9 protein-coding genes are annotated in these 13349 nt (G+C 33.3%); all 9 read left to right on the top strand.

Annotated elements, in window-relative coordinates; translation table 11 throughout:
- Positions 1–49 precede the first annotated feature (49 nt).
- The 9 genes from ACX6CF_RS04840 (at position 50) to ACX6CF_RS04800 (ending at position 13025) form a co-directional block, all read left to right on the top strand.
- A complete protein-coding gene (locus ACX6CF_RS04840) occupies positions 50–997 on the top strand; it encodes an ABC transporter permease (RefSeq protein ID WP_458784172.1) in 948 nt (315 codons plus the stop codon).
- A 16-nt stretch (positions 998–1013) separates the two neighbouring features.
- A complete protein-coding gene (locus ACX6CF_RS04835) occupies positions 1014–1913 on the top strand; it encodes a carbohydrate ABC transporter permease (protein WP_458784171.1) in 900 nt (299 codons plus the stop codon).
- Between the two features lie 76 nt (positions 1914–1989).
- Positions 1990–3612, top strand: a complete 1623-nt coding sequence (locus ACX6CF_RS04830; protein WP_458784170.1) for a type 2 periplasmic-binding domain-containing protein — start codon at positions 1990–1992, stop codon at positions 3610–3612.
- 73 nt (positions 3613–3685) lie between these two features.
- Entirely contained in the window at positions 3686–5068 is a 1383-nt protein-coding gene (locus ACX6CF_RS04825; RefSeq protein ID WP_458784169.1) for an alpha-L-fucosidase, read from the top strand.
- 16 nt (positions 5069–5084) lie between these two features.
- The gene (locus tag ACX6CF_RS04820) at positions 5085–6134 is read left to right on the top strand and encodes a glycoside hydrolase family 18 protein (RefSeq protein ID WP_458784168.1); all 1050 of its coding nucleotides are present in this window, start codon (positions 5085–5087) and stop codon (positions 6132–6134) included.
- Positions 6134–7420, top strand: coding sequence for an alpha-L-fucosidase (locus tag ACX6CF_RS04815; protein WP_458784167.1), 1287 nt, complete (start codon positions 6134–6136; stop codon positions 7418–7420). Before ACX6CF_RS04820 ends, ACX6CF_RS04815 begins: the two co-directional genes overlap by 1 nt.
- An 8-nt stretch (positions 7421–7428) precedes the next feature.
- Positions 7429–10911 (top strand): transglutaminase domain-containing protein, encoded by a 3483-nt coding sequence (locus ACX6CF_RS04810; protein WP_458784166.1) that lies wholly within the window; start codon positions 7429–7431, stop codon positions 10909–10911.
- Positions 10912–11012: 101 nt separating this feature from the next.
- On the top strand, positions 11013–12017 hold the full coding sequence (locus ACX6CF_RS04805) for a LacI family DNA-binding transcriptional regulator (RefSeq protein WP_458784165.1): 1005 nt from the start codon (positions 11013–11015) through the stop codon (positions 12015–12017).
- Between the two features lie 21 nt (positions 12018–12038).
- Positions 12039–13025 (top strand): glycoside hydrolase family 130 protein, encoded by a 987-nt coding sequence (locus ACX6CF_RS04800; protein ID WP_458784164.1) that lies wholly within the window; start codon positions 12039–12041, stop codon positions 13023–13025.
- Positions 13026–13349: the final 324 nt, after the last annotated feature.

Below are 13349 nucleotides of genomic sequence, written 5' to 3'. Positions count from 1 at the left end.
CGTGTTTGCTAACATGAGAAGTATTATAAAAAGGATTGGGTGAAAATTTATGAGTATAAGGGTTATGAAACGATCAAGAGAAAAAAAGAAAAACAAGAATTTTTTGAAACAGTTCAAGAAAGATTATCCATTATGGCTATTTGTTCTTCCGGGGATTATTATTACCTTTATTTTTAGTTATGTACCTTTATATGGGGTACAAATCGCATTTCGGAATTTCAATCCTAAGTTAGGTTTCTTTGGAAGTCCTTGGGTAGGATTACAGCACTTTCAAAGATTTTTTGATTCACCTTATTTTTTTACCACAATCAAGAATACGTTTTCACTTAGTCTGTATTCATTAATAGCAGGATTTCCTATACCAATTCTCTTAGCGTTGATATTAAATTCTTTTCGACATAAAAAATATCGAAAAGTAATTCAAACAGTAACCTATGCACCAAATTTTATTTCCACAGTAGTTATGTGTGGTATGCTGTTGCTTTTCTTATCTCCCAGTGTAGGTATCATCAATAATGTTATCGAATTCTTTGGTCGAGATAGTATCAACTTTATGGCGGAAAAAGATTACTGGAGGCATATTTACGTTTGGTCAGGTGTTTGGCAAGGTATGGGTTGGAGTTCTGTTATTTATTTTGCGGCATTGTCGTCAGTAAGTCCAGAGTTACATGAGGCAGCAATTGTTGATGGGGCAAGTAAGTTTCAGATTGTCAAGTACATTGACTTTCCAAGTATCATTCCAACAGCAACTATTTTATTGATTCTTAGTTGTGGAAGTATTTTATCTGTAGGATTTGAAAAAGTTTTCTTATTACAGAATGACTTGAACTTAAGTGTATCTCAGGTAATCTCTACATATGTGTATAAGGTAGGTCTTATTGATAATAATATCTCCTATTCTTCAGCAATTGGTTTGTTCAATTCAGTAATTAATGCAGTTCTATTGATTGTAGTAAATAAAATATCCAAAAAATTATCTGGAATTAGTTTGTGGTAAGGGGAGATAAAAATTGATGAGAAAAAAACGTTCAAAACAAGACAAAATATATGACGGAATCATCTTTGTAATACTTACAATCATCTTTGCTATTGTAGCTTATCCGTTGTACTTTATAATTATTTCATCTATTAGTAATCCGGAAGCGGTTTCTAGTGGCAAAGTATTTCTAATTCCTGTAGGTTTCACATTGAATGGATATGTTGAAGTTTTTAAAAATTCCCAGGTTGTTACAGGATTTATAAATTCTTTATTCTATACATTTTGTGGTGTCCTATTGAATCTAGCTCTAACATTACCAACTGCTTATGCTTTGTCAAGAAATAGATTCGGTGGGAAAAAATTTGTCACACTATTTTATGTCATTACCATGTTTGTTAGTGGGGGGATGATTCCTACATATTTAGTTGTGAAAAATCTGCACATATTGGATTCTATGTTTGCATTGATTTTACCAGGAGCATTGGGTGTTTATAACATGATTGTGGCAAGAACATTCTTCAAGATGAATATTTCGGAAGAATTATATGATGCTGCCGCTATTGATGGATGTGGAGAAACAAAATTCTTTTTCAAAATAGCTTTACCGTTGTCCAAAGCGATTATTGCAATAATGGTGCTTTATTATGGGGTAGGACATTGGAACTCATATTTTTCAGCACTGTTATATATGAAGACAGAATCAAGATTCCCATTGCAACTTGTGTTGCGATCAATCTTAGTTCAGAATCAAAGCCATTTGTCCCAAACAGTAACCACTGTAGCTCAACAAGAAGCATTAGAACAAAGACGACAGTTAATGGAATTGATGAAGTATTCTTTGATTATAGTGTCTAGTTTACCAGTATTGATTTTATATCCATTAGTACAAAAACACTTTGTCAAAGGGGTAATGATTGGTTCTATAAAAGGGTAGCTAAGAGTATGAACTTAGGTCTTTTGAAATTCTTAAGACTTGGTTATATATGTTAATTAAAAGGAGGATGTTTTTAATGAAAAGAAGAAATGTAATTTCACTTATGATTGTTTTAATGATGAGTCTTACAATCGTTTTATCGGGTTGTGGTAACAAAGAAGGTAAAAGCTCAACAGGGAAAACACAAGAAATTAGTACAACAGTAGATGAAGATGGAAAAATTAACGGAATAATGTACAAAGAGGGATTACCGATTGTGGAACCAGAAGAAGAGTTTTCCTTTTCAATATTTACAGATGGAAACAAAACAACAGAAGAGTTCTATTTAATGCCTGTATTAGAAGAGCAAACAGGAATTAATGTAGATGTACAACTATTTCCTTATGAGGTAGCAAAAGAGAAATACAGTTTATCACTTAATTCAGGGGATTATGCAGATTGTATTGGTGGATGGATCATGTCTGCTACTGATATTTTAAACTTTGGTGTTGGAATGGGAACATTTATTCCTCTCGAAGATTATTTTGAAAAATTTGCACCAAATATCTCAGCAGTACTTGAACTTGAAGGTGTTAGAGAAATAATGACGGCACCAGATGGTCATATTTATTCTGTACCATATGTATTAGCAGCACCAAAGGTAGATTTTAACCCATATATTAACACACGTTGGTTAGATAATCTAGGACTTGAAGTACCAACTACAACAGAAGAATTAAGAGAAGTTTTACGTGCTTTCAAAGAACAAGATGCCAATGGTAATGGCAATAAGAATGATGAGATACCATTCTCTTTCGACCCTGTAAATAAAAAACTTGGTTATTATGCAGGATGGTTTGGAATGCCTGTCAATGATTATGGATTTACTATGGTTGATGGGAAATTAACATTTGGTGCCAACAGTGAAGCATACCAAAACATGATTAAGTACATGAGAGATTTATATAGTGAAGACTTATTGGATCCAGAAATGTTCACTATTGATCAAGCTCAATGGAAAGCAAAAGGAAGTACTGATATTTATGGTGTAGCTATGATGTATGGAAGTGGTGACATCATGCCTTTCGAAGCTGGAGAGATGCCAGATTGGGTGCCACTACCTGTATTAAGTAGTGAGTTTACTGACAAACCACTTTGGTTCCGTGATAGTTATGGAACAACAGTACTAAAAAATCAAGTGGTCGTTACTGATAATGCAAAAAATCCAGAAGTCATTGTAAGATGGTGGGATAATATGTTTGAACTAGAGAATTCTATTCAGACTAACGGAGGTCCTTTGAATAAAGTAGTATTTAAAGATGGGGATGAATATTACACTGATAACAGCAAATTGACAGAAGAAGAAAAAGATACATATAGTTGGGTAAACCTATATCCACAATCTTTACCAAGATACATACCAACTGATTTTGAATTTGTAGAAAAAAATCCTATCTTCAAAGAAAAAGATAATGTGGATAAGTTATATGAAGCTTCTTTAGTTTCACACACTATTCCACCTTATTGGGCAACTGCAGAAGAGAGTTCAAGATTATCTGACCTTCAGACTGCTATTTCTGATTATATAAAAGAAAAGACAGCTCAATGGATTGCTGGTCAAGCAGATATAGATTCAGATTGGGATAGCTATTTAAAACAATTAGAAAAATTACATCTTAGTGAGTACATTGAAATGCGTGAAAATGCAATTAGTCAATAAAATATATTTTTGAAAGATGGCTATGGCGTAAGTCATAACCATCTTTATTAGAATTTATAGTTTGGAGGATAATATGTCAGAATTAGATCAATTAGAAGAAATAGAAGATATGGTTGAAGAAGGCGTTCATAATTATAGTACTGAAGAGCATTATGTAGTTCCAACTGACCCAAAAGTACTTGCTAAACTTGAATGGTTTCAAGATCAGAAATTAGCCTTAATGATGCATTGGGGAGTTTATTCTCAGATAGGGATTGTAGAATCTTGGGCACTTAGCGATGCTGATGCAGAATGGTCAAGGAATTGTGTTGATTGGGAAGTAACAGGAGAAGAGTTCAAGAAGCAATATTTTGATATGAATAAAACCTTCAATCCTATTCGTTTTCAACCTGAAAAATGGGCTGAAATAGCTAAAGAAGCAGGAATGAGATATTTTATATTTACAACAAAACATCACGATGGATTTTGTATGTGGGATACCAGTTATTCTGATTATAAAATAACCAATGAAGATTGCCCTTTCCATACCCATAGATATGCTGATGTTTGTGCTCACCTTTTTGAAGCTTTTCGTAAAAAGGGAATTGGTATAGCTACTTATTTCTCAAAAGCGGATTGGCATATAGATAGTTATTGGAATACCAAGTTCGAAAAAGGAAGCTATCAGAATAGAGGTCCATCTTACAATCCATCTGATTATCCAGAAGAATGGGAAAGATTTGTACAGTTTACCCAAAATCAAATCATGGAACTAGGTACAAAATATGGAAAAATTGATATTATGTGGTTTGATGCTGGTTGGGTTTGTGAGCAAAATAATCAAGATATTCGCTTGGGTGAAGTAATTGAAAAAATCAGGAAGTTCCAACCGGGTATGTTATGTGCTGATAGAACTATAGGTGGAGCTTATGAAAATTATGTGACACCAGAACAATGCGTACCAGATCAGCCACTAAGTATTCCATGGGAAAGTTGTATCACTCTAGGTAACTCATTCGCATATTCTTTTGAAGATCATTATAAGGATCCAAGAGAAGTGGTGAATCTACTCATTGATATAGTTGTAAAAGGTGGAAACTTAGCAATCAATGTAGCACCCCAACCAGATGGACGTTTACCACAAGAAGCTATTTGTTCGTTAAAGGGACTAGGAAAGTGGTTAGAGATTTATGGAGATGCTATTTATGGTACGAGAGTATGTAAACCTTATAAAAAAGATGGTATAGCCTTCACTAAAAAAGATGATACAGTATATGCTATTCAAGGATTCAATAATAAAACAGATATTGTTACAACAGAAGTTTTAATTCCTTATGAGGGAGAAGTAAAGGAAATCAAATGCCTTCAAACGGATGAAGTACTTACATATGATAAAAAGGATAATGGATATATGGTACATGTACCAGAATTCCATGGAGATGAAGCACCATTTGCCAGAGTTTTTAGTTTAATATAGAAAAAAGGAGCCCCTTATGACTCACCTACATTTAATTGGTTACGTATCAATAAAAGACTTAGTAATATTCAAAGAAGAAGATATAAAAAAATCTGAAATAATTAATTTAGCATTTGCAAAAATTTCTGAAGGGAAAGTTGTTTCAGAAGTATTGGATTATCTTCCATATATAGAAAAAGCAAGAGCTATAAATCCTAATATTCGCTTTGTACTATCCATTGGAGGATGGAGCGCAGGAGGATTTTCAATAGCATCAAAAACAGTGGAAAGTAGAAAAAAAATGATTGAATCAGCTATTGATATAATAGAGGAAGCTTCCCTTGATGGAATTGACATTGATTGGGAATATCCATGTATCAGTATTGCTGGAATTGATGCAGCGAAAGAAGATAAAGAAAATTTTACACATTTAATAAAAGAGTTTCGTATGTATTTGGATAAAAGAGGTATGCAGAAAGCCTTATTAACCATTGCCGCCGCAGGTGATGATTACTTTATTAGGTGCACTGAGATGGATAAGATTCATCCTTACCTTGATTATGTTCAATTGATGACTTATGACCTTCGTGGAGGATTCACAGTTGTTACAGGGCATCATACGAATTTGTATAGTTACGAAGAAGATTTATCAAGAGCAAGTGCAGATAAAGCTGTAAAAAAATATATGAAAGCAGGTGTACCAGCAAATAAGTTGGTTCTCGGGGCTGCTTTCTATTCGAGAATGTGGGAAGGGGTTCCTGATGTTCAACATGGCTTCATACAAATGGCTAAGACGACAGGAGGATATGGACCTAGTTTTCATGAATTGTTAGCAAAATATATTAATAAAAATGGATTTATTAGATATTGGGATGCAGAAGCAAAAGCTCCATACTTATTTAATGGAGATTGTTTTATTAGCTATGAAGACCAAGAATCCCTATTTCATAAGATAGATTACAGTCAACAACAAGGACTTTATGGATTGATGTATTGGGAATACGGAACAGATTGTAGTGGAACATTATTAAGTTATATTGCTGGAAAAAGAGAAAAGGTATTATTAGAAAATGGAGGAGAAAGCTAATGGAAAAATGGTTTGAAGAAGCCAAATTAGGAATTTTTATTCATTATGGAATTTATGCGGTAGACGGTATTGCCGAATCCTGGTCATTTTATCATAACCGTGTTCCATATGATAAATATATGAAACAATTGGATGGATTCACTGCTTCAAAATTTGATGCAGATCATTGGGCAGACATTATTGAAAAATCAGGAGCAAAATATGCGGTATTAACAACCAAACATCATGATGGTGTAGCGCTTTTTGATACTAAGTATAGTGACCTGAATGTAATTAAGAAGACTCCAGCCAAAAGAGATATCATTAAAGAATATGCAGAAGCCATTAACAAGAGAGGAATTAGATGTGGTATGTATTATTCTCTAATTGATTGGTCTCATCCCGATTATGCCAGTGTCTTTGAACATGGAGAAGTGCCAAAGGATCTATCAGACATTAATGGATATTCTTATCCAGCAGATGGAAAACAGGATTTTGAAGCATGGGAACGATTTTTAGAATTTAATAATAATCAGTTAAAAGAAGTTCTAAGTAACTATGGTAAGGTAGATCTATTATGGTTTGATGGAGACTGGGAACGTAGTGCCAAGATGTGGAATCTACCTAAGTTTAAAGACTACCTAAAATCATTTAATGATAAGTTGATAATCAATTCCAGATTACAAGGACATGGTGATTATAAGACGCCAGAACAAGGACTACCTATTACAAGACCTGAAGGTCCTTGGGAATTTTGTACAACAATTAATCAGTCATGGGGCTATGTTCCACATGATGACCATTATAAATCTCTGAACCAATTAATTCGTATGTTCTGTGATTGTGTCAGTATGGGTGGAAATATGTTATTGGATATTGGTCCAAAAGAAGATGGAACAATTGTACCAAAAGAAGAAGAACTACTTATAGGAATGGGTAATTGGATTCGTGAACATAAGGAAGCCATATATGGAACAAAAGAAGGTATAATGACTCGTTATTATCTAGGAGGCTCTACAATGTCTCAAGATGAAGAGACTCTTTATCTATTTGTATATGATAATCCAAAAGAAGCCGTATGTTTAAAAGGGTTATGTAATAAGGTGAAAAAAGTTACTGTATTGCACTCAGGAAAAGAATTGGATCATGAAATTCATGGTGGTGTGCCATGGTTCAATATACCGGGAACCTTATGGCTTCATTTAACACCAGAAGATTGCCATGAAAATGTAACTGTCTTAAAAGTAGAAGTTGAAGGAAAAATAGAAATGTATGGTGGCAGTGGTGCCGTCGTAACACATAACTAGGAGGAAAAATGAATTCATTAAGAGTACCTATACCTAAGATTGATTTCAATCCGCCAGTATATTATTGTAAACGAGCAACAAAACCTTTTGTTCTTGATGGCAATTTACATAAAGAATTTTGGGAGGAGGCTCCATTTACTAGTCTTTTTGTAGATATTGAAGGAGATAGTAAACCCAAACCTTACATGGATACCCAAGTCAAAATGTTATGGGATGATGAGAATTTCTATTTTGGTGGAATTCTCTATGGAGAAGAAATATGGGCCACTTTAACAGAAAGAGACTGTGTTATTTTTCAAGATAATGATTTTGAAATATTTATAGATCCAGATTCAGATACCCATGGATATTTTGAATTTGAAATGAATGCTCTAAATACAGTATGGGATCTGTTTTTAACAAAACCTTATCGTGATACAGGAGGAAGACCCCTCAATGGATGGGATATCAAAGGTCTTCAGTCCGCAGTTAAGATTAAAGGAAAAATAAATGAAATCAATCCGGATAATAAATATTGGATGGTGGAAGTAGTAATCCCATTTGATGCTTTGAAAGAAATGGCACCAAAATCACAAAAGCCAGAAGTTGGCGATTATTACAGAGTTAATTTCTCTAGAGTCCAGTGGCATGTAGATATTGTTGACGGAAAATATGTTAAGAAAGATTCTAATGAAGAAAATTGGGTTTGGTCACCAACTGGTTTAGTAAATATCCATTATCCAGAACTATGGGGATTTGTCTTTTTTACTGAAAATGGAGAAAGCTATGATATCCCTGAAGTGGAGCACCTAAAATGGGAATTAAGAAAATATTATTACTATGAACACAGGTATTATGATAGATACGGTAACTTTACTAAAGATATTTCTGCCTTAGATATGGAGATGAAAAGTTCTATTTGTCCAAGGATTGAAATTTCCAGTAGAAGCTTTGAAATTTCTTGTTTAACGAAGGATGGATGTGAGCAAGTGGTAATTTCTCAAGATGGAAAAACAAGTGTATTGGGACAAGAAGAATATGAAAGAAAACTAAGAAAAGTTCCTTATTCATTAATGCAGGAGATGAATGAATCAGAACAAGAGTGTATGAAGTTTCTGTATGAGTTCATGCCTTTATCCGATATTGCTGATTATGATCCAGATTTATTTTTGAAATTTGTTCGTCATAGCTTATGGGTAAAAGAAAATATGCATTGGGATAAAACAATTGATAATAATGATTTTCTGAATTATGTATTACAATTTCGGGTGAATAATGAACACTTGGAATTTTATAGTTCGGTGCTCTATGAAGAATTGGCACCTAGGATTCAAGGAATGACCATGGAAGAAGCAGCTATCGAAGTTAATTATTGGTGCTTTGAAAAAGCCACTTATCAGGCAACTAATTCAAGAACTGGTTCTCCCTTCACAGTGATTAAAAATGCTTTTGGCAGATGTGGAGAAGAATCGACTTTTGTAGTGGCAGCACTTAGAAGCGTAGGTATTCCTGCTAGACAATGTTATACTCCAAGATGGAGTCACTGTGATGATAATCATGCTTGGGTGGAAGTTTTTACAGAAAAAGGATGGCAGTTCTTAGGAGCTTGTGAGCCAGAGATTGGGTTGAATCGTGGCTGGTTTCGTTTACCTGCATCCAAAGCAATGCTTATCCATAGTCGTGTGCTATCCAATCGTTGTTCTGAGGAAGTCATTACAAAACAAACGAGTAGAATGACGGAAATTAATGTGTTGAATCGTTATGCAAAGACTAAGAAAATAATGATTTCCATTAAGGATGAAAATAATTGTCCAGTACAAGGTGCAGTAGTTCGATTTGAGGTAGTCAATTATTGTGAATTTTATCCTATTGCTCAATTAGAAACTGATTCTAAGGGTAATGTGTCTTTTGTTACTGGTCTTGGAGATTTGATGATTTATGCATATAAAGGAAATTCTTTTGTATATGATAAATTGGATGTTACCAATGAAGACCATATGGTATTAACATTAAAAAAAGAAATGGACATGGTTACAGGTGTCGAAGAATGGACATTGATTCCACCAAAAGGTGGCGTGGAAGAAGAACAATCCTTGACAAAGGAAGAGAATTCAGAGCAAAAAAGGAGAAATGAAAAGGCAATAGAACAGAGAAAAGCCTTTGAAGAAACATTTTTCAATGAAACTTCTAGTAAAGAAAGGGCAAAGAAATTTTCGTGTCTTAATGAAGAAATTTCAGATTGTTTAATAAAAGCTCGTGGTAACTATAAAGAGATACTAACCTTTTTAGATGAAAATTCTAAAGAAAAGCTTTATTGGAAAGTGAAATTGTTAAGTGCTTTGCCACAAAAAGATTTGACTGATACATTGGCTGTGGACTTAGAAGAACATTTTATCTATTCCATGAAGTATCAAGAAAATTTAGAAGAAGATATTTTTATAGATCATGTCATGAATCCACGGATTTGGATTGAAAAAATAAGAACGTACAGAAAAGAGATTATTTCATTTTTTACAGAGGAAGAACAAAAATGTTTTAAAGAGGAACCATTAAAATTAAAACAGTGGATGGAATCTAATCTTCATGTAATACAGGATAGGGAATACTCCAATTTGAATACCTCTCCAGAAGGAATTTTGAAGGTAAGAGGTGGAAATAAGATATCTCATAAGATTTTCTTTGTTGCAGTATTACGAACTTTAGGTATTCCAGCAAAAATTGAGAAAACAGATGGAAAATTAGCTTATTATAAAAATAGTCAGTGGCAATATATTTACGAAGAAGAAGTGGATTCAAAAGAATATGGAAAACTTCATTTAACACGTGAAGAAAATAGTAATTTAGAATATCATAAGAATTATACAGTTTCACGTTATGTAAATGGATACTACAAAACATTGGATTTGGAAGAGATTGATTGGGAGAATGATCGAGTAGATTATACTTTAGAAGAAGGATACTACCGAGTAGTAACAGCTAATCGACAACATGATGAATCTAATAGAATACGAGTTTCCTATTGTCAGATTGAAAAGGACAAATCAACAACTGTACCATTAATTCTTGATAAAGGAACTAATGAAAAGAAACAAGTAGCTATTGAAGATTATTCTTTGATCTCTATGAACAAGGAACAATGTAATCTGTACGAATTTATAGACACAAAAAGAATTGTATGCTGGATTCAACCGGGAGCAGAGCCTACTGAGCATTTACTTAACGAAATCATTGAATTGAAAGAAGTATATGGACAGTTATCCAAAGAGGTTATCCTATTAATTCAACAAGAAGAAGAATTCAACGACCCCACTTTAATGAAAGCTTGTAAAGAAGTATCATCACTAAAAGTTTTAATTGAATCAAGTTTTAGTCTGGATAATATTTATGAAGGGTTCAATATGAAAGACTGTCGATTACCTTTAGCCATAATTACAGAAGATAAGCAAGGAATTTTTGGATGGTGTGGTTATCAGGTTGGTATTGGGCAGTTACTTATAGAAAGCATTAACTAATAGATTTGTTAGCTAATTAATAACTTAACTTATTGCCATGAGTTTCCCAAAATGTTATAATGTCTAAGGATAAGGAAAATGTAAAAAAGGGGAGTCTAACAATGAAGAAAATCAAAAAGGTTACTATGCAAGATATAGCGGATGCATTAGGAGTTAGTAAAGTAACAATTTCTAAAGCATTAAACGATAAAGATGGTGTTGGACCTGAATTAAAAGAACAAATTCTACAAAAAGCAGAAGAATTTGGCTATCGTTTATCGAAAACTTCAAAAGATAGAGTTAGAAATATAGCTATATTTTTGGACCATAAATATTTTGGCGAAGGCACTAAAGCATATTTTTATGTGAAAATCTATCAAATGATTGCAAAGCACTTAAGTGAAATTGGTTATATTGGAGTGCTCACAACAGTAAATCCAATGAACCATGGAAAGGAATTGGAACAAATCATTAATAATCAAAACATTGATGGTTTAATCATTCTTGGTAATCTAGAAGAAGAATTTTTGTCAAAAGTTCGAAATATGAGATTACCAAAAGTGTTCGTCGATTATTATGATGAACTTTCCAATACAGATTGTGTTCTTTCTGAGAATATCTATAGTACTTATGAGATTACAAAGCATTTACTGAATTATGCACATCATTACATTGGTTTTGTTGGTTCTGTTTCTGTAACTCAGAGTATATCAGATAGATATCTAGGATATAAGAGAGCTTTGATGGAAAGAAAAATCCCTATTAGACAAGAGTGGATTATTGATGATAGAGATGAACATAATGAAGCAATAGAATTCAAATTGCCTGAAGAAATGCCAACAGCTTTTGTATGTAACTGTGATGAAACAGCACATCGTTTTATTAAAAGTCTGAAAAAACAAGGCTATAGAGTTCCCGAGGACATTTCTATTGTAAGTTTTGATAACGATATATATGCTGATATTTGTGAACCAAAATTAACGACTGTCGCTGTAGATATTGAAGGCATAGCAAAGACTACAGTAAAAATAATTAAACGAAAAGTAGAAAGATCCCCTTATTATACAAAAGGAGTATCCATGGTGAATGGCAAAATCATTTATAGAGATTCAGTGGCAAAAAATTAAGTAGGATTTGGAGGAGTAAAATTGGCAAAAATTATTGGAAATACATTAAAAAATATACCGTGGCAAGAAAGAACTGATGAAGATTCTATGCCAATATGGAGATATTCAAAAAATCCTATTATAAATAGAGATGCAATACCTAGTTCAAATAGTATTTTTAACAGTGCAGTTATTCCATTTGAAGATGGTTTCGCAGGTGTATTCAGATGTGATTCAAAATCTGTAAGCATGGATATCTATGCTGGATTCAGCATAGACGGAATTCATTGGAATATCAATCACACTCCTATTGAGTTTCAAGGAGATAACGAAGAAATACTCCATAAAGAATATCGTTATGACCCAAGGGTATGTTTTATAGAAGATCGTTACTATATTACATGGTGCAATGGTTATCATGGTCCCACAATTGGGATGGGTTATACCTTTGATTTCAAGACTTTCCACCAGATGGAAAACTCATTTTTACCATATAATCGAAATGGAGTTTTGTTTCCACGTAAAATAGGTGAACATTATGCAATGCTTAGTAGACCAAGTGATACAGGACATACACCTTTCGGTGATATCTTCTACAGTCAAAGTAAAGATATGGAATATTGGGGTCATCATCGTCATGTCATGAGTACGTCTAAAGGTAAATCAGCTTGGCAAAGTACGAAAATCGGTCCAGGTCCAGTACCAATTGAAACAGACGAAGGATGGTTACTAATATACCATGGCGTTTTAACTACATGTAATGGTTACGTATATAGGATGGGATGCGCACTTCTTGATTTAGACGAACCATGGAAAGTAAAAATGCGATCATCTGATTACATATTAGCACCTTACGAATTATATGAATGTGTAGGAGACGTACCAAACGTAGTTTTCCCATGTGCTACATTAACCGATTCAGACACAGGAAGAATTGCCATATATTATGGTTGTGCAGACACAGTTACTAGTCTAGCTTTTACGACTGTCGATGAACTAATGAAATACATGAAGGAAAATCCATTATAGATTATATTATATATAAATGAAAAAAAGGGCTGAATTAGCAATGTTATTAAGTTAAGAAAAGTATAAGAGTTTTGTTCTGGAAATAGAACAAGACTCTTTTTTTATGCAACAATTAAAAAAACACTTGACGAATTATCATTACTGAACTATGAAAGTAGCCTAGATATCCTAGGGGTATTTAGCCATCGCTATTCTTTTTTATTACATATTCGATTAATGGGTTTGTACTTATTTTTAATTTCATCATTATCTTAGTAGATGCTGCAATTATAAGTTGCATAATTTCAACAAATAAACTTACACAAAACCTATGAACATAGTTTT

It is taken from the genome of Vallitalea sediminicola (assembly GCF_054408565.1).
This window is presented reverse-complemented; position numbering and strand designations above follow the sequence as displayed.

Bases quoted from the DNA above. Each gene is read 5' to 3' on its own strand.
- ACX6CF_RS04840 (WP_458784172.1), top strand. From the start codon at position 50: ATGAGTATAAGGGTTATGAAACGATCAAGAGAAAAAAAGAAAAACAAG.
- ACX6CF_RS04835 (WP_458784171.1), top strand. From the start codon at position 1,014: ATGAGAAAAAAACGTTCAAAACAAGACAAAATATATGACGGAATCATC.
- ACX6CF_RS04830 (WP_458784170.1), top strand. From the start codon at position 1,990: ATGAAAAGAAGAAATGTAATTTCACTTATGATTGTTTTAATGATGAGT.
- ACX6CF_RS04825 (WP_458784169.1), top strand. From the start codon at position 3,686: ATGTCAGAATTAGATCAATTAGAAGAAATAGAAGATATGGTTGAAGAA.
- ACX6CF_RS04820 (WP_458784168.1), top strand. From the start codon at position 5,085: ATGACTCACCTACATTTAATTGGTTACGTATCAATAAAAGACTTAGTA.
- ACX6CF_RS04815 (WP_458784167.1), top strand. From the start codon at position 6,134: ATGGAAAAATGGTTTGAAGAAGCCAAATTAGGAATTTTTATTCATTAT.
- ACX6CF_RS04810 (WP_458784166.1), top strand. From the start codon at position 7,429: ATGAATTCATTAAGAGTACCTATACCTAAGATTGATTTCAATCCGCCA.
- ACX6CF_RS04805 (WP_458784165.1), top strand. From the start codon at position 11,013: ATGAAGAAAATCAAAAAGGTTACTATGCAAGATATAGCGGATGCATTA.